Consider the following 16,960-nt stretch of genomic DNA (forward strand, 5'->3'; position numbering starts at 1 on the left):
CACAACGGGGTCCGTCATCAACATTGGTCCGTCCAGCCGGAGGGCCAGATCGTGAATCGCTCAAGACTGAGGATATGACACATGCGTACATTTGATTTTGCACCGCTGCACCGCGCCACCATTGGCTTTGACCAGATCGCCGACATGATGGATCGCGTTCTGACCAATGATGTGGCACAGCCAAGCTATCCGCCCTACAACATCGAAAAAACCGATGTCGACACGTACCGTATCTCGGTGGCCGTCGCTGGTTTTTCGGAAAGCGACCTGTCCGTTGAAGTGAAAGAAAACTCGCTGGTTGTTGCCGGTAAGAAGGCATCCGAGGACAAGAGCCGCAGCTATCTGCATCGCGGCATCGCAACCCGCGCGTTCGAGCGTCGCTTTGCTCTGGCCGATCATGTCCGTGTCACCGGCGCAAGCCATGAAAACGGAATGCTGAACATCGACCTGAAGCGAGAAGTGCCCGAGGCCCTGAAACCGCGCCGGATCGAAATTACCTCGGCTAAAGCCATCGAAAAAGACGTGGTTGACGCCAAGGCCGTGAACTGAGGCTTTGAAAGCCTGGCGGCAGTCTCCTCCTCCCGGACTGCCGCAACACCCGCGCCCCGCGTTCCTCCAGACGCGGGGCGTTGTTTTTTGATGTCAGCGCCTATGCTCATCAATGCGTCGGCCCGGTAAACTCGGCTACACTCATCGCGAACCTGTGCTAGAACTTGCAGATGTCGACGACATCCACGCAGACCAGACCGGCTATTCCGCAACCGCTTGCGGTTGTTGGCGTTCTTTTTGCTTCAATCTGTTTCGGGCTTGTTCCCTATTTCAGCAGGGGGCTGACTGAGCAGGGCGTTGCACCTTTCGCGGTCGCATTCTATCGCTACATCGTTCCAGCGGTTTTGTTACTGCCAGTGCTCATCGTACACCGAAAAGCCTGGCGCGAGATTTGTTGGGGTCTTGCGGTCGGAGTGGTGATGGGGCTTGGCTGGATTGGATATGTCACAGCCTTAAAGACACTGCCCGCATCGACGGTGGGCGTGCTCTATATGACATATCCGGTTTTCACGTTGATCATTGCGTGGGCTTTGTTCGCAGATACTCCCACAAGGCGCGCGTTTCTTGCGTCTGGCCTCATCATTCTGGCTGCCATCATAGCAGGCTCGCCAGCATCCGTTCCGTTCGAGCACATTCCTACGCTTTTAATCTCGCTGGCTGCGCCATTTGGTTTTGGCTTCGGGATTTCTGTTTTGGTCCACAGGTTGTCCCGAATTGCGCCACTTGCACGTATCGCCTCGGTGTCGCTGGGATCGGTTCTTGGGCTTTTGCCTTTGATGCTGAGTGCAGACGTTTCCACGCTGCTTCCTGACGGTCAGTCCGATTGGGTTCTGATCATTGGAATTGGATTGGTCACGGCGCTTGTGCCGCAGCTTGTCTACACGATCTGTTCGCCGCTGATCGGCGCTTCTCAAACTGCAGTTGTCGGAAGCATTGAATTGCCCACGATGTTTGCAGTCGGGTTCTTTGCGTTTGGAGAAGCAATCACTACTGCGCAAGCCATAGCCTGTGCTTTGGTTTTAGGAGCGATTGCAATCACCAGAAGTCGGGTGACGCGCACCGTAACGACCGTGATAGCCAAAGAGGAGAAGACGTAAGTTTGGGATCGGATCGGGCCTATAGAAAAGTCCCCACGAAGCTTGCCCGCAGGGAATTCATGCTTGGTGAAATAAGGTCATTGCCCAGCCGTCACCGGCCCGTTTGACCGGAACAACGCTTCGCCTGTGGGCAGAATGGCCACCGCCCCAAGGCGATGGCCGCCAGATCAGACCGACATGCAGACGTATTTCATCTCAAGATAGTCTTCCATGCCGTGGTGGCTGCCTTCGCGACCCAGACCGGATTGCTTGACGCCGCCGAACGGGCCCAACTCGGTCGAGATGATGCCGGTGTTCACGCCGACAATGCCATATTCCAGCGCTTCGGCCACTTTGTAGACGCGGCTCAGATCTTTTGCATAGAAATACGAGGCCAGGCCAAAGATTGTGTCATTCGCCATTGCGATCACGTCATCTTCATCCTCGAACTTGAACAGCGGGGCCAGCGGGCCAAAGGTTTCGTCCTGCGCCACCATCATGTCCTGAGTCACTCCGGTCACGATGGTCGGCTGAAAGAACGTACCGCCCAGATCGTGAGGCAAGCCGCCGGTCAGAACGGCGCCGCCCTTGTCCGTAACATCCTTGATATGCTCTTCCACCTTGGCGACCGCATCGGCATTGATCAGCGGACCGGTTGTGGTGCCCTCGGCCAGACCGTCGCCGATTTTCAGGGCTTCGACCGCCGCTTTCAGTTTGGCAGCGAACGCGTCGTAAACACCGGCCTGTACATAGATGCGGTTGGCACAGACACAGGTCTGGCCGTTATTGCGGAATTTGCACAGCATCGCGCCTTCGACCGCAGCATCCAGATCCGCGTCATCAAACACGATAAAGGGTGCATTGCCGCCCAGTTCCATCGAACATTTCATGACCTGATCAGCAGCTTGCCGCAGCAGGATGCGCCCCACCTCGGTCGAGCCGGTAAAGGTCAGCTTGCGTACACCGGGGTTTTCGCAAAACTCCTTGCCGATCTCGCTGGCCTGGGAAGAAGGCACTACGTTGAACACGCCAGCTGGCACGCCGGCTTGTTCCGCCAGACGCGCCAGAACCAGCGCGGAAAGTGGCGTTTCTGCCGCCGGGCGGGCAACAAAAGCACACCCCGCCGCCAGCGCAGGTCCTGCTTTGCGAGTGATCATGGCGTTGGGAAAGTTCCAGGGTGTGATCGAGGCCGCTACACCAATGGGCTGTTTCAGCACCATGATCCGTTTGTCGCGCTGATGCCCCGGGATGGTCTCGCCATACACGCGCTTGGCCTCTTCCCCGAAAAATTCGATGAAGGAGGCACCATAGCCGACTTCGCCGATGGCCTCAGCCAGTGGTTTGCCCTGCTCCGCGGTCAGGATCTTGCCCAGATCTTCGGCGTTCTCCATCATCAGGTCGAACCAGCGCCGCAGGATCACCGCTCGTTCCTTGCCGGTCAACTTGGCCCATTCCTTTTGCGCGGCTTCGGCCTGTGCAATTGCTCCGGCGACTTGCGCTCGGCTGACATCGGCCACTTTGGCCACCACATCGCCCCGGGCCGGGTTGGTCACGTCGAAAGTTCCGTTGTCACCGTCCACCCACTGACCACCGATATAGGCTTTGGTTACAAGCAAGTCAGGATTCTTCAGAATTGATTTCAGATCGGTCGTTGCGTCCAGCATGTCATTCTCCGCGCAGAAGTTGAGTTGCCGCACCCAATCAGGTGTTGAGGGCTTTGTCTATGTCCACCGATGCGGGTCGATCAGCCCAGATTTGATCAAATTATTTTCAGGCCCAATCGTTGCAGCATAGTCGCAGCGTTGAGTTCTACGTCAGGTTGCGATCACGTGGCTTTCCTTTCCACCCCAAGTTTGCCAGAGTTTGCGTGATTTTTGGACTCAAGGGGATGTAAATGACCGTAACATTCCCTATCTTATTGGGTAATTAAAGAAAAAAGGACAGCAGAGATGTCGAACCAGCAATTCGAAGCGCTTATCAAAGAAACGCAAACGAAAGTGCGCGAAAGCCAGTCGCAGATTGAGGGGCTGACCTCACGGATCGAAGCGGCGCGGGCCAAGATTGGAACGGCCGAGGCCGATATCGACATCGAAAATGCCACGCTTGAGGATGTTCACGCCCATACTGAGGTGATGAACGCCAACATCGCCGAGCTGATCATGGGTCTGGACGATGTTACCAACGCGTTTTCCAAGGACTTCGACGAGATGCGCTCGAAAACCGGGTGGGAGTCGTTTGTCGGCATCTTTTCCAAGGGAAAATCCGAGTCGCTCCGGCAAGAGCGGATGCGAACGGCCAATATCGACGACAAATTGCAGGACCTGATCGCCAAATCCGATGTGATCGTGAAGCTGTTGCAAGGGCAGCTGACTGTGCTGGAAGAGCAACGCGTAAAGGTCGAGGATAACCTGACAGGCACGCTGGACGATCGCGAGGCAACCGTGGCCGAACTGGAAGCACTGCGGGCCGAGATCCAGGGCATGGACCCGGCGATTATCACGCTGGAAAACAAGATCAGTGTCGAACAGGACGCCGCCGCGCGCACCCAGCTGGAAACTCAGCTGGCCGAGCTGAACAAGCAATACAACGCCAAGGTTCAGGAAGAGCAGGTCAAGTTGGCCAAGTCTCAGACGCTGGAGCGTTATATCGAAAAGGGTAAGACCTGGGTCGATTCACTGCAGAACCAGGCGGCGACGCAGATGGTGCTGATCAACAAGCTGCAGACAGACACGCAGCAGCGCGTGGTGCTGTATGACGCCCTGACCAAATCGCTGAAAACCGCGCAGCAGCAGGACGTGGCCCACCGCATCAACGAGATCGGTGTGCAGACGGACCAAGAGGCGCAGACGGCGATGGCCGCCATCGGCACAGCGACCAACCAGAAGATGGCCGACATGCTTGAGGCACACGAGGACCACATGGTCTTTGCTCGCGATGTGCTGGAGAAAAAGGCCAAGGCGGATGAACGCTTTGCCCGCCGGTTTGCCTCGATTGTCGAGAAGCATGATAAGAATTTGTATGGTGGGTAATGCTCAGAAACCCCGTAGTCAAATACATCGGAGTTTTGGCAGCATTAGTCTTGTCGCTTTACTTTGCTTACTTGGCGAAAGACCTTCCGGTGTTCCAACTTGAAGGTTCTGCCAAGTACCTTTGGTACATTCCCGCAGCGATATGGACGATAGGTTTTGCGTATCTGTTTGTGCAGACGTGGTTTGGGATAGTTTGGGTGTTTGTTACCATCCTAAAACTCTTGGACAGAATGACAGCTAGTTGGCCGCCGTCCTTAAGGAATTTGTTTGGCATCCAAGACTTTGGATCTAAAAGAAAATGACTAACCCCACCCAAGACCATGTCGGCCTGACCGACACCTTCGCCTCGCGCCGCTATTTCCGCAAATTCGAGGTGATCACCGTCCACCTCCTGCGCGTGGCGGCGACGATGGAGGCCGAGGGCGCGATCAGCAAGCAAGAGGTGCGGATCGTGTCACGCTACCTCTCGGGGCTACTCTACACCTTTCGCGCGCTTAGCATGAAATACCTGCTGGTTGGGCGCGATACGGGGCGGTTCTTTGGCAGCCTTGCAATGGACAAGCGCGACAGCGGGTTTCCGGTGGCGGCCGAGCTTTTGACCATGGCCAATGACGCGCAGCAGGCGCAGGTGCATCTGGCGAATATGCCCTCGGAAGATGATCTGAAAACCGACATGGTGCGGACGATCATTGGCGACCGGGAAATTCCAACCAAGCTGCAATTTGCGCTGTCGCAAAGGCTTTATTACGAAGAGTTGCTTAAGGGTCAGTTGTTCTGGGCCCGCAACGATCCCGAATGTCACTGGATCGGGAATGAGGGCGAACGGCGCAAGTTCTTGATCCACTGGGCGGTCTATGACAGTCAGGTCAACCTGCCCGTCATCTATCTGATGCAGCTGGAGGACACAGGCAAAACCGCCCTGCCCAAGGACCAACGCCGCTGGCCCGAGGTGCAGGCACATCTGATGGCGCAATCGCTGGGCGGTCTGAAATTGGTGACCATCGCCAAGGGCTTTGATCAGGATTTCGATGACCTGCACCCCAAACACCTGCGTCGCATCCATGTGGGGCCGATGTATTCCTCGGCCTATACCGAACAATCCGGCCCTTTGCGGCAGGTGTTGGAGGATGCGCAATCTCCGCAAGGGCAGGATTGGGCGCTGGCCTGGACCACCGAAGAGCTGCACAGCGAAGAGGTCATCGAGGAGCGCGCGGGCTGGTTTTCAACTGTCGAGCGCGAGGTCTTTGCGCTGGATCCTTTCGGCGGGCAGGGGGCCGAAACCGGCGCCACCCGCACCCAACGGTCGATCATCCTGCCACAGCGCCCGTTTCAGGTGCTGGCCGAACGTAACCCGCCGGGCTTTGCAGATGTGCGCAAGTTCGTCGTCAGCAATGCGGGGCAGGTTTTGAGGTACTAATTTTCGCCTTCGGCGAGAGTATTTTAGAAAAGATGAAGCAAGGGCGGTTTTTGAGATGAGTTTGACGTCAGATCAGATGGAATTGCGCGAAGACGACATTCGCAAGCATTATCCGGCAGCAACCGCTTTGCTGAACGGGTTCGAACACGCGCCGCGGATTGCCAAAGCCGTGGAAACCACCGTTGAACGCTCACCAGGTGTTTCGACTGGTCGGCGGTTTCGCTCGACGACACCGGGGTTGGTGACACGCCGGACCGTGCGCGCAGACGGGGTGCATCTGGTTGAGAGGATCGAAGCCTCGGACGATGGTGACGCCTTGGTTTCGCCGCCGCAGGCAACTGCACAACAGGCGATCCGCCGCGCCATCGCAATCGCTTTGGCCGTGGCCGACACTTATGCGGAACAGACCCCGTTGGCCGATCTGAAACGCGCAAACCTTGCCGGGGATCTGCCCGCCGCGCGGAAGACCGAGTTTTCGGAGGTTCTGACAGCCGAAGCGCTGATCACGATGCACACGTTCGGCAATGCGCTGGCCTATCTGTTGTCCTCGCATCTGGGTGAGACCACGGTTGATATTGGTGAGATCGAAGAGGTCCTGACAGACAACGGCCAACTTGCCCTGCACGGCGCGTTGTGGGAACTGGACCAGACGCTGGCCAAATACGCCTCGGACGATGCCCACCTGATCGCCGCCACCAGTGCCTATGCCGAGCAACTGATGGAGAAGTCAGCCCTGCGCGCAGGGTCCGCAGGTTACCTGGCCCCGTTCCAGAACGCAGCCTGGCATGTAGAAGCCGACGATCTGACGATCCGGGGGTTCGAGCCGGCCTCCAAGGCCAAATCCACCACCTTGACCATGACGTTCAAGAAGCCGAATGAAGTGGTGGGCAACCATATCGCCAAATATCAGGCGATGAAGCTGGCCAAGATGGTGATGGCCTATGATTTCGACCGCCGCCTGAACCCGTTTGCGGAACTTGGCGGGTTCATCTTTACCTTCATGGGCGATGGCAAGCCGGGCACCGGCAAGACCACCCTGATCCAGATGATGGCCGGGCTGATCAATGACTATTGCCAGAACGCGGGCTATCCGTTCCGCTATCAGAATCTGAGCACCGACAATATCGACAGCTATCAGGGCAAATCCGGCCAGAACGCCAAGGCGTTTATCAACACGATCATCGACCCCTCGGTCATCGGCTTTGGCACCATCGACGATATCGACCAGCTGGCGGGCAAGCGCGGTGACCGGCAGTCGTCAGCCGGGCAGTTGGAAATCACCGCTGTGCTGATGGAGAGCTTTGCCGGTGCCAACACCGTCGTGCGCGGCAATTGCACCTTTGGCATGTTCTCGAACTACCCCGAGAACGTGGACGACGCCCTGCGCCAGCGGGCGGGAGCGCGGTTTCTGGTGGACGGGCCGCAAACGCGTGAGGATTACATCGATATCCTGCACCTGCTGATGGGCCGCAATCACGACATCCCTCTGGGCGAACACGAGGCCTATGCCGCGCAGGAAATCAAGAAAGCCGTCGCCGCCAGTTTCGAGAGCCATTCCCGCCCGCATGAGGATGCTTTGTTGCAGGTCTATGACCGGGTTTCGGGTGAGATCGGCCAGATGGACACAATCGCCAAGCTGGGCACCTACCTCAAGGCGATCCAGCAGGCGGATGAACGCTTTACCGGCCGTGCGATCAAGAACATCACCGATGCGGTCAAGGTCCGCGCGATGGATTTCGAACTGCCCGATGAGTGGATGGAAAACCCCGACCTGTTCCTGTTCCGCGACTACGACACCAAGAAGGCGATGATCGAAGATCTACGCCAGCCGATCACGGTGGAAATGGTGATACAGGAGATCAATCGCTACGCCGACAGCGAATTCCGCTATGCCGACAAGAGCGACGAGGTCGCCATCGACAACGCGGTGCGCGAGATGGGCCGGATGGAAGAGGCCAAGCGGCGGTATCTGGAGGGGAAGGGGTGAGCGACGCTCTGGTGCACTTTTATGAGTTTAAACTCAAGAAATCGGACCTCACCTCAATGACAGAGGAAGAGACGGCAGTTTTGGGTATGTTGTCGTACATTTGCAACGAGCTAAACGTGTTCGCCCGATTTCTTAGCCTCTCTGAACGATATGAAGGTCAACGAGGCCCAGCAAAATTCGCGTCCGATCTCCAATACCACGTAGTTCTTAGGACGCTGTCTTCCCGACTTTTCGAAGCGTTTGAGTTTCTCAAAGAAGTTAACGCAAAAAATAAGGGCATAGCTCCTGAGATACTGAATCTTATTCAAAATAATACTGAGAAAATTGAAAAACTTGGCGTTTCAGAAGGTTATGCCATAAATCGAAATATTAGGAACGAAACTAGCTTTCACTACAAATATAAGACTGCTCTCAAAAATGCACAGACTTTGCCTGACGACGCAGACGCCTCAGTTTATGTTAATTCCATGGACGGCAATTCCTATTTCGTGCTGGGAGAGAGTTTAGTTTTCTTTGAGCGTCTACGAAGGTTCGCTCATTCGGACAAAAAGTTCGTAGACCCGGAAGTGCTGGCAGATAGCTGGATAAGTTGGTCGTTGGAAGTTGTTAGACTTCTAAAGCACTTACAAGCGGATTTATTTGGCGTGGTAATTGAGAGGACAGAAAAAAAGGCTAAGAAGACACACTACTTCGTGAAAACAGAATTGGTCGCGGAAGGTGGCCGCGATGTACTTCCGGTTTTTGTTCGGAGCAGTCAATGATCCGCCTCATCAAAAAAGGCCTGATGTTTGGCAACCTCGTCCACATCTCCAGCCCGGCCTTAGTCGAGCGGTATAACCGTGCGTTGCAGCATCTGGCGGGCAAGACCACTCAGCTTTCGGATTTCCATGTCGATATCTCGGGCTATTCGCCAGAGGTGGGGATTGAGCTGGACGACCCGCTCTACCTCAACCCCAATGGGGTGAACCGGCAGTTCATCCTGCTGACGACCGAGCAGAAACGCGCGCCTTTGCTGAACGTCAAGTTCTCGACCTCGCGCGATATCCTGCGCGAGTTCATTGAGATGAATGAGGCGCAGTTGTTTGCCCTGACCGCAACCGATGCAGTGGCCGGAGAGCTGGTGAATTCGGTCTTCAAACTCAGCAGTCCCCGCGATCTGTTCAATCTGCGCAAGATCGAGATTGAGGCCGACACTGCAGGCGGCACCTTGCGTAAGGCGCAGCAATTGGCAGGCATGGTCGAACAATTCAAAACCGCCGAGGACGCCTGGTTCGACGATGTGCTGATCGCCAGGATGATCGAGACCGCCAAAGAAACCGGCGACGTCACACGCAACCCCGTCCATCTGCGCCACACGGATTTTGAGCAACGCAACTTCTGGACGGCGCATTTCGGCGGGCTGTACCTGTTCCCGGATCTGGACCACCCGGCGGCGATCTGTATGGGTGAAAAGCCTGACGATTTGCCGATCAAATATGTTATTGACCGGTCGCAGCGAAACCAGATTGCCAAGTTTCTGGATTACAACGATCTGGTCGAACCCATCGTCAAAGCGCGCGGCGTAGACGCCGCTGCGATCCTGCAGCAGAAGATGGATTTCCTGACTGTCGACGCGGCGGCGGATGCGGATGTCGACCTGACCGGGCTGGATCGAAGCGATATGCGGCGGTTGGCGCGCAATCACTCGGATCGCTTGCCCGAAGCCTATCACGGCCTTGCGCAACTGTTGCGCTGGGCAAGCGACGGGGGGCCGTGGCCGCGTATCACGTCGGATCATCCGGCTTATTTCTACACTTTGCGCGCCGCTGACACGCCGAACCGTGATCTGGTGAACATGCTGCTGGCCGAACTGGCCCCGCTGGACCCGCGCCAGATGTTCATTTGCCACAAAGAGCTGTTCTATAGCACCTATTCCAGATGGCCCGAGAGCAAGAAAGCCTATGTTGCCGACTTCCTCGCGCGCGAGTATCAGGTGGACAAGCAAGGGGCCCGTGCCGCGCTGTTCGGCCATGAGCCGGATATGAGCGGAGAAGACCGGGTCAGCGATGACATAATCGCGCGTGTTGGTCCGTGGGGTTCGGTAAGGAAAGGCTGAAATGTTCGGGTTATTGCGCCTTTTGCTGATCTTGTTGGTGATCCAGTCGATCGCCTATGTCGCGCTGTCTTTCTACTCGCGCGGGATACGCCGTCGCAAACTGGAAAGCTGGTGGGATGAGAAGGGCAAGACAGGCAACAAGGACGCTTTTGTCGAACGCGGATTGCATGTGTATGACAATTCGTTCCGGCGCAAACTGATCCTGGGTGTCTATATTGTGCCATGGGTGGCGATTGGCGCACTGATCTACATCGTGAATTACATGTGAGGGTTTAGGCATGGCCTATGTGAAATGGGCGTTCATCATCATCTTCTGGGGAACGATCGCCGTGATCCTGCAATACTCGCTGCCGCAACATGATGTTGTGCGTATCGTAAACACCTACGAAGAGCGGCAGGATCTGAACGACTGGACACGGATTTTCTGGTCCGAACCCGAAGACCAATCCACCAGCCTGTCCAACCGGGATGTGCAATTCATTCAGGCTGTGCGCGAAAATGGCAAGCCGATCGTGTACCGAAACGAAGACACCGGGTGGGGGTGGCCACCCTACTTCAAGTTCGACACGGCGAACCTTTACACCGAAGCCAATGATGCGAAATCGACCAAGGAAAACCCGAAATGGGTGGTCGTGACCCATTACGGGTGGCGCAACGAGTTCATGTCGATCTTTCCCAACGCCATTTTCATCAAACATGTGGACGGGCCGGATGTGCAGGTTATTCCCTGGTTCAACATCATTTTCCTGACAATTTTCGCCGCGCTGGTCTGGGCGGTTTGGGTGCGCTGGCGCAGGTTCCGAAAGGCCCGAATTGATCCGATGATCGAGAATGTGGAAGACGGCTTTTATGCGGCCGGTGACGCGATTGAAGAACGCCGAAACAGATTTCATCGCTGGCTGGACAGCTGGAAATCGAAATAGGCCTTAACGTCACGGGCGTGTTTGTGGCACACCCGTTGGACCAAAGATATCGGCTACCTGACAACAAATTCTGCGTGCAAGGCGCCCGCCGCTTTGATGGTTTTCAAGATATCGATCATATCCTGGGGCGATACCCCCAGCGCATTTAGACCTGCGACAACCTCGGACAGGGTCGTAGCTTCGGGGATTTCGGCAAGGCCGGTTCCTTCTTCCTCTTCGATCCCTGCAATAGTGCGCGGAACGACCACTGTTTCGCCCCTGGCAAACGGATTGGGTTGCACGGCAATCGGTGCTTCCTGAACTGTCAGGGTCAGATTACCCTGAGAGACAGCCACACGCGATATCCGGACTTCCTGCCCCATTACGATGGTGCCAGAGCGCTGATCGACCACCACACGCGCCTTTGCTTCCGGCTCGACCAGAATATTCTCGATACGCCCAATGGCATGGGCCGTCGACACTGCCTGAGTTGCAGCAATGTTGAGTTCAACCGTGCCTGAATCGCGCATGATTGCTACAGCTCTGTTGAACTCGGTGTTTATGGCGAATTCGATACGCGCGGCCGTGGTGAAATCGGGTTCTCTCAACGCAAGGCGCATTTGGGTTAAAGTTGACAAGTCGAACTCAATTTCACGCTCAACACGCGCGCCGGACGGGATTACACCCGAGGTTGGCACCCCACGCACGACCGACGCAGCCTCTCCTTCAGCGGAAACGCCACCTGCAAGGATTGTGCCTTGTGCAACCGCATAGATTTGCCCGTCTGCTGCGTTTAGTGGGGTCATAACCAGTGTCCCACCCAACAGACTGTTTGAATCGCCTATCGCCGAAACCGTTACATCAATTTGGCCGCCGACTCTGGCGAAAGGCGGCAGACTGGCTGTCACCAAAACCGCTGCCACATTCTTGGGCCGGAAATCCTCGCCCGTTACGTTGACACCCAAACGCTCCAAGATGTTGGACATGATCTCTTCGGTGAAAGGAGAGTTGCGCAATCCGTCGCCGGTTCCGTTCAAACCGACAACCAGGCCATAACCCACAAGATCATTACCCCGTACACCGTCGAAATCGACAAGGTCCTTGAGGCGGATTGCCCCCGCCCAGGCTATACCGGGAACAAGGATCAGGAGAAGTATCAGCGCCCTCATCTCAGGAAATTCACCAGCGAAAGGTTCGCATTGCGAACGGTTACCGAATAGAGGCTTTCCAACTGAAACTGCACCGTTTGCAATTTCGCCGCTGTTTCATAAGGATCTGCTGCGATCAGCTCGTTCCGGCTGAATTCCAGACTGGTTCGGGCCATCGAATTTCGCGTGGCGGCCTGTTCGATGCGGCCCTCGGCGCTGCCGACCTGGGCCCGCAAGTTTACTGTGGCATCCTGTGCGTTGGCCAGATCGACGCCCAGCTGGGTGAACAGGGCGGTGCGCTGGTCGGAAGAAAGAGCCAACGTATTGTCGGTGGCTAATGCCGCTGTTGCAACATCCCTTAGGGCCGCCTTGAATGCCGGGTCGGTTGCCGTGAGTGGCAGCGTAACGCTTTCATTTTCCGAGATCTGCATAGGAGAGAGTGTGGTGCTCGCACCCTGATAAATCATGGCGTCAAACCCGGCAGGGCTATTGAACCATGTGTCGGCAGCCAAGCGTATGTCGGCGACGGTCACAGCCCCCGTCAGTTGTGTCTTCAACGCAGCCAACAGCGTGTCAGTCGAGGGCAGTGGCGAGACATCCGTGGCTGTACCCGAAAACAGACTGCGCCCACCAACTCGCGTGTTGAGCGCCGATACCATCGTGTCGAGCTCATTCCTGGCATGATCTGACGCCTGCGCATGATTTACCGGCTGATTGGCCGTTCCGTAGGCCAACAGAGACGCGGTTATTTCGCCAACCGAATCTCCAAATGTCTTCAGGCTCAACTGCATGGCATCCGTGAACAGGGCCGCTTCGGCTGTGGCGATGCCAAAGGCGTCGAGTCTGGCAAGCGAACGGTCCAGGTCCAGGATCTGAGAGTAATCTCCGCCAAGTCGGCCGGATATGTCCTGCACTTTGCCGGTGGACATCTCGTAAGAGAGAGTTTCAATCTGTGTTTTGATTTCAGTGGCGCGGGTGCGAAGGGTCATACCGCGCGCCAGATCGCCGATAGCAGTCAAGTTCATGCTCATAACCTCAGAAGCGTTTCCATAAGCTCATCGACGACCGAAATGACACGCGCGTTTGCTGCGTATGTCTGTTCGATCTGCATGAGGCGCTGTAATTCCTGATCCGTATCGACGCCTTGTTCGGCCTCAATCTGTGACATTTGTTGTTGGCTGTTGCTGGCAAAAACCTTCCGCTGCTCTGCAGCGTGGGATTGCGCCCCGGCTTTCGACATAAGCGCCTCGGTCAACTCGGCGGCGCGCATGTTTCCAGTGCCAAACAGCCCGCCAGGTACGGTGCGCGCATCATTCAGAATGGCACCGAAAGCACGCAGTTGCGACGCTTGTCCGGGATCGCCCGGCGTTGCGGCACCCAGCCCGGCGCGGAGCTTCCAGCTGTTCCCGCCGTTGTCGGGGTCCGCAACCGAATTCATCGAAATGCGCGATGACAGCCCGACAAAGGTTGTCGGGTCGAACCGATTTCCGTTGTCTGTGAACAGACCGGGATCTGTCGCAAGTGCCGTGGGATCCAAGCCCGGCGTTTCAAATCGTTCGATAAGATCGCGGGCAACGGTATCAAGCTGCAGCTGCGCCTCAACCGCCAATTCATCGCGAATTGAAAACTGGGCCATCAACGCGCCGCCACGGATTTGCGCAGTGTCCCCGCTGGTGCGTACCGGGTTGCCGTTCATAGCCAATCCGGACAGGAGACCATTTGCAACCGTCATGTGGGGTTTCGTCTCACCGGTCGTGGAAAAGGTGAACTCGGACGCCTTACCTTCAAGAAGTATCAACCCGCCGTCTGAATAGAGCGATACCTGATCGTTGGCACGTGGCACAACGTTGACCGGGATCAAAGTATTGACCTGATCGATCAGGACTTGCCGTTGATCCAGCAAGGCCCCGATATCGCCGCCGGAATTTTGAATGGCCGGAATCTTTGCGTTCAGAACTTCGATGTCTTTCAGAACCAGGTTCAGGCTTTCGATCTGATCGCCTATCTTGCGGTCCGCGTCCGAGCGTGCCTGTCGCACACCCTCAGAAGCCGCGTTAAGCTCTGCCGTAAGGTCGCGCGCCGCGCGCGCCACTTGATCAAGTCTTTCGATCGAGTCGGGTAGACTGGCTGCGGTGATGAAGCTGTTTTCCAAGGCAGACATACGGCTGGCAAGGGATGGCGTGCTGTCTGCTGTTCCTACAAGGTTTTCGAACCGTGAGCGGAAATCCGAAATGGAGGATTGAAAGGCAAGCTCGGCGTCTGACGACCGTCTGTTGGCCGTCAGAACCGGGTCCTGATGCCGGATTACCCCAACCGCACGCACGCCATTGCCAGATATGGGACTTGTCGCCAGTTCAAGGGACCTGCGCGCATAGCCCGGTGTCAGGGCATTCGCGATATTCCCCGAGACCACAGCCGCCCCGCGACTGGCCGCTGTCAGCCCACCCAATGCGTTATTGAGTGCCGTCGACATATTCATGAGGCCGCTCCTTTCCTTTGGTCAGCGCCTGGATCAGCGCTTCAAGTTGGTCGTTTCCTGAAGCATCTCGTCCACCGTCTGGATCACCGTGGCACTGGATGAATAGGCGCGTTGTGTCTGGATCAGAGATGTCAGCTCGGTTGCCACATCCGTGGTGGATTCTTCGCGTGCGAAGGAAACGATATCACCGGTTGGGCCTTCGCCCGCGTTCCACAGAAAGAACGTGCCGCTTTCGCGGGAAGGCGCGTAGGTTTGACTGTCCAGCGCTGTCAGGCCGTTGGGATTGGGAACATCGGCCAGCGGGATCTGGAACATTCGGCGGCTGACACCGGTATCGTAGAATGCATAGACATAGCCACTTTCATCGACCTGAACGCTGGTCATCGTACCAACGGCAGATCCATCGCGCGTGATTGAAACCGGAGCAAATGTATCGGATAGCTGAGTAATGCCATCGGAATCGCCGATCAGTCCGATATTGACCTCCATCGGGCCGCCAGCGACATTGACCATGACACTGCCGGTTACTGGATCGTAAGCGCCACCGGATACAGGAGTGACGCTGGCCAGCGTACCACCAGCCGTTCGATTATCGGTAAAGGTCAAAGTGTACTCCCCGATAATCGCGCCACCGGATGCTGAATCGCGCAGACCCATGGTCCATTCATTGCTGCTGCCAGTTGCGGGAACGGTCGGGATCAGCTGAATATCAATACTTTCGGATTTCCCGAGATTGTCGAAATACTCGACCGATAAAGGCTGTGTGTCGCCCGGCGCACCCGCATCTGTTGCCGTTGCGGGAAGGTTCATACGCAGGTTCATCTTTGTTGTCGGGGCACCGGACAACTGGTTGACGCTCAACTGAATTGGTTCAAGCGCGGCGGGCGTGTCGCGTGGAACGGGCGGGATGGACCCGTCTGCCGCAGCACGCCATCCCAAAAGAACAAGGCCGGATTCGGTCACCAGATATCCTTCGTCGTTAGTCCGGAAGGAACCTGTGGTCGTCAGCAACATCTCGTTCGAATTTGCGCCGACCTGCGAGCTGGATCGTACCGGCAACATGCCGCGTCCGCGCACTGCAAGATCGGTAGAGTTGCTGGTGGTCACCAGTGATCCGCGCTGATCAATCATGCGCTGGCTGGTCGTGCGCACGCCCCCTGCCGAGTAACTGCCACCCTGGCCAGACGTGACCATCGAATGAAAGTCAGTTTCCACTCGTTTGTATCCGTAGGTCGAAGAGTTTGCGATGTTGTCGGAAATCGTTGCCAACCTGTTGGCGTTGGCCTTCAACGCCGCCACACCGGCATTCAGCGAAGAGGAAATTGTCATTGGCGCGCCCTTCTGTTGCGTCAAGCTTCGATGCAACAGGTAACGCGCTGCCCCTTAACAGCGCGCTAACAGGTAAAATGCGTTCTATCCTTTAGGGTCGCCGCAGAAATATCACTTCGATTCTGTTGTTCCGAACCGCCATCGGATTGTCGGTGAAGAGTTTTCGGTCAGCATGACCTGTGACGCGATCCATCCGGCTTGCCGCTACGCCTTTGTCCTGTAACAGCTGGCGGACTGATTGCGCCCGGGCAGTGGACAGTTCCCAGGCGGTATTGCGAACCTGCACAACAGGAGATGCGCTGACATGGCCTGTGACAGCAATCGGGTTGGTCACGAGATCCGAAGAACGCGCTATGATCAAAGCAAGCGCCCGCAAGATCCCGGTTGGTTTCCCTGAACCGGGGTCGAACAGTGGCTGGGTGTCCGTATCGAATAGCTCAACAACGAATCCTTCGTCGGTGACGCGTGTCACGATATGCCTGAGAAGCTTGTCCGACACCTCGCTTTTACCGGTTCGCCCCAAAAGCTGAGCTTCAAGCGTCGAGAAGTCTTCGGTGTCACCTTTGCCACCACCGATGGCATCCAAACCGGTTGACCCGCGTGCCTGACGGGATTCAGTTGCGTGTTTGGTGCTGGCCCCGGCACCATCCCGCAGCAATGTCTTTTCCGACAACATGCTGTCGCCGCCAAAAGCACCGTCTCCGCCGCCGGATTCGGGGCTCAGGGGGATTGTCGGGGCGAAGTAATCCGCCAACCCTTTGCGTTGCTGTTCAGTTGTCGCGTTCAGCAGCCACATCAACATGAAGAAGGCCATCATGGCCGTGACAAAGTCGGCATATGCAACTTTCCACGCACCGCCGTGGTGACCATCACCACCCGACACACGCTTCTTCTTGATGATGATTGGCGCCGCATTGGTCTGCGCACCCATCTCCACCACCTATATTAT

Annotated in this window: 15 protein-coding genes; 9 read left to right on the forward strand and 6 right to left on the reverse strand. The window is 56.5% G+C overall.

What is annotated here, in order from left to right; all coding sequences use genetic code 11:
* Nucleotides 1-81 precede the first annotated feature (81 nt).
* Both ACR0DS_RS10815 and ACR0DS_RS10820 read left to right on the forward strand, forming a co-directional pair.
* Nucleotides 82-549 (forward strand): Hsp20 family protein, encoded by a 468-nt coding sequence (locus tag ACR0DS_RS10815; RefSeq protein ID WP_209599221.1) that lies wholly within the window; start codon nt 82-84, stop codon nt 547-549.
* Nucleotides 550-719: 170 nt separating this feature from the next.
* On the forward strand, nt 720-1,646 hold the full coding sequence (locus tag ACR0DS_RS10820) for a DMT family transporter (RefSeq protein ID WP_209507228.1): 927 nt from the start codon (nt 720-722) through the stop codon (nt 1,644-1,646).
* A gap of 167 nt (nt 1,647-1,813) precedes the next feature.
* On the opposite strand, the gene ACR0DS_RS10825 is transcribed toward ACR0DS_RS10820, so the two are convergent.
* Nucleotides 1,814-3,289, reverse strand: coding sequence for an NAD-dependent succinate-semialdehyde dehydrogenase (locus ACR0DS_RS10825; RefSeq protein WP_480483897.1), 1,476 nt, complete (start codon nt 3,287-3,289; stop codon nt 1,814-1,816).
* Between the two features lie 285 nt (nt 3,290-3,574).
* Between ACR0DS_RS10825 and ACR0DS_RS10830 the strand changes: the two genes are divergently transcribed.
* The 7 genes from ACR0DS_RS10830 (at nt 3,575) to ACR0DS_RS10860 (ending at nt 11,076) form a co-directional block, all read left to right on the forward strand.
* Entirely contained in the window at nt 3,575-4,654 is a 1,080-nt protein-coding gene (locus tag ACR0DS_RS10830; protein ID WP_267365200.1) for a coiled-coil domain-containing protein, read from the forward strand.
* A gap of 298 nt (nt 4,655-4,952) precedes the next feature.
* Nucleotides 4,953-6,071 carry a hypothetical protein gene (locus tag ACR0DS_RS10835; protein WP_480559457.1) on the forward strand — a complete coding sequence of 373 codons (1,119 nt, stop codon included), beginning with the start codon at nt 4,953-4,955 and terminating at the stop codon, nt 6,069-6,071.
* 55 nt (nt 6,072-6,126) lie between these two features.
* Nucleotides 6,127-8,058, forward strand: coding sequence for an AAA family ATPase (locus tag ACR0DS_RS10840; protein ID WP_480559455.1), 1,932 nt, complete (start codon nt 6,127-6,129; stop codon nt 8,056-8,058).
* On the forward strand, nt 8,055-8,819 hold the full coding sequence (locus tag ACR0DS_RS10845) for a hypothetical protein (protein WP_480559453.1): 765 nt from the start codon (nt 8,055-8,057) through the stop codon (nt 8,817-8,819). The genes ACR0DS_RS10840 and ACR0DS_RS10845 overlap by 4 nt, the downstream gene beginning before the upstream one ends.
* On the forward strand, nt 8,816-10,153 hold the full coding sequence (locus ACR0DS_RS10850) for a DUF6638 family protein (RefSeq protein WP_480559451.1): 1,338 nt from the start codon (nt 8,816-8,818) through the stop codon (nt 10,151-10,153). Before ACR0DS_RS10845 ends, ACR0DS_RS10850 begins: the two co-directional genes overlap by 4 nt.
* Nucleotide 10,154: 1 nt before the next feature.
* Entirely contained in the window at nt 10,155-10,421 is a 267-nt protein-coding gene (locus tag ACR0DS_RS10855; RefSeq protein WP_480483903.1) for a hypothetical protein, read from the forward strand.
* 10 nt (nt 10,422-10,431) lie between these two features.
* On the forward strand, nt 10,432-11,076 hold the full coding sequence (locus ACR0DS_RS10860; protein ID WP_480559449.1) for a DUF1523 family protein: 645 nt from the start codon (nt 10,432-10,434) through the stop codon (nt 11,074-11,076).
* Between the two features lie 53 nt (nt 11,077-11,129).
* Here the strand turns inward: ACR0DS_RS10860 and ACR0DS_RS10865 are convergent, their stop codons facing one another.
* From ACR0DS_RS10865 to ACR0DS_RS10885, 5 genes are all read right to left on the reverse strand, one after another.
* Nucleotides 11,130-12,224, reverse strand: coding sequence for a flagellar basal body P-ring protein FlgI (locus tag ACR0DS_RS10865; protein WP_480483905.1), 1,095 nt, complete (start codon nt 12,222-12,224; stop codon nt 11,130-11,132).
* Nucleotides 12,221-13,228, reverse strand: coding sequence for a flagellin (locus ACR0DS_RS10870; protein ID WP_480483906.1), 1,008 nt, complete (start codon nt 13,226-13,228; stop codon nt 12,221-12,223). The genes ACR0DS_RS10865 and ACR0DS_RS10870 overlap by 4 nt, the downstream gene beginning before the upstream one ends.
* Before the next feature lie 2 nt (nt 13,229-13,230).
* Entirely contained in the window at nt 13,231-14,682 is a 1,452-nt protein-coding gene (flgK, locus tag ACR0DS_RS10875) for a flagellar hook-associated protein FlgK (protein WP_480483907.1), read from the reverse strand.
* A gap of 33 nt (nt 14,683-14,715) precedes the next feature.
* Complete coding sequence (locus tag ACR0DS_RS10880) at nt 14,716-16,011, reverse strand: flagellar hook protein FlgE (RefSeq protein WP_480559447.1); 1,296 nt, start codon at nt 16,009-16,011, stop codon at nt 14,716-14,718.
* Between the two features lie 91 nt (nt 16,012-16,102).
* Nucleotides 16,103-16,942, reverse strand: coding sequence for a flagellar motor protein MotB (locus tag ACR0DS_RS10885; RefSeq protein ID WP_480559445.1), 840 nt, complete (start codon nt 16,940-16,942; stop codon nt 16,103-16,105).
* Nucleotides 16,943-16,960: the final 18 nt, after the last annotated feature.

This window comes from Ruegeria sp. AF5, assembly GCF_056541905.1.

What these genes read in the sequence shown, in the direction of transcription:
- flgK (WP_480483907.1), bottom strand. Translation starts at nt 14,682, where the DNA reads ATGAATATGTCGACGGCACTCAATAACGCATTGGGTGGGCTGACAGCG.
- ACR0DS_RS10855 (WP_480483903.1), top strand. Translation starts at nt 10,155, where the DNA reads ATGTTCGGGTTATTGCGCCTTTTGCTGATCTTGTTGGTGATCCAGTCG.
- ACR0DS_RS10815 (WP_209599221.1), top strand. Translation starts at nt 82, where the DNA reads ATGCGTACATTTGATTTTGCACCGCTGCACCGCGCCACCATTGGCTTT.
- ACR0DS_RS10870 (WP_480483906.1), bottom strand. Translation starts at nt 13,228, where the DNA reads ATGAACTTGACTGCTATCGGCGATCTGGCGCGCGGTATGACCCTTCGC.
- ACR0DS_RS10860 (WP_480559449.1), top strand. Translation starts at nt 10,432, where the DNA reads ATGGCCTATGTGAAATGGGCGTTCATCATCATCTTCTGGGGAACGATC.
- ACR0DS_RS10865 (WP_480483905.1), bottom strand. Translation starts at nt 12,224, where the DNA reads ATGAGGGCGCTGATACTTCTCCTGATCCTTGTTCCCGGTATAGCCTGG.
- ACR0DS_RS10840 (WP_480559455.1), top strand. Translation starts at nt 6,127, where the DNA reads ATGAGTTTGACGTCAGATCAGATGGAATTGCGCGAAGACGACATTCGC.
- ACR0DS_RS10880 (WP_480559447.1), bottom strand. Translation starts at nt 16,011, where the DNA reads ATGACAATTTCCTCTTCGCTGAATGCCGGTGTGGCGGCGTTGAAGGCC.
- ACR0DS_RS10830 (WP_267365200.1), top strand. Translation starts at nt 3,575, where the DNA reads ATGTCGAACCAGCAATTCGAAGCGCTTATCAAAGAAACGCAAACGAAA.
- ACR0DS_RS10835 (WP_480559457.1), top strand. Translation starts at nt 4,953, where the DNA reads ATGACTAACCCCACCCAAGACCATGTCGGCCTGACCGACACCTTCGCC.
- ACR0DS_RS10825 (WP_480483897.1), bottom strand. Translation starts at nt 3,289, where the DNA reads ATGCTGGACGCAACGACCGATCTGAAATCAATTCTGAAGAATCCTGAC.
- ACR0DS_RS10820 (WP_209507228.1), top strand. Translation starts at nt 720, where the DNA reads ATGTCGACGACATCCACGCAGACCAGACCGGCTATTCCGCAACCGCTT.
- ACR0DS_RS10885 (WP_480559445.1), bottom strand. Translation starts at nt 16,942, where the DNA reads ATGGGTGCGCAGACCAATGCGGCGCCAATCATCATCAAGAAGAAGCGT.
- ACR0DS_RS10850 (WP_480559451.1), top strand. Translation starts at nt 8,816, where the DNA reads ATGATCCGCCTCATCAAAAAAGGCCTGATGTTTGGCAACCTCGTCCAC.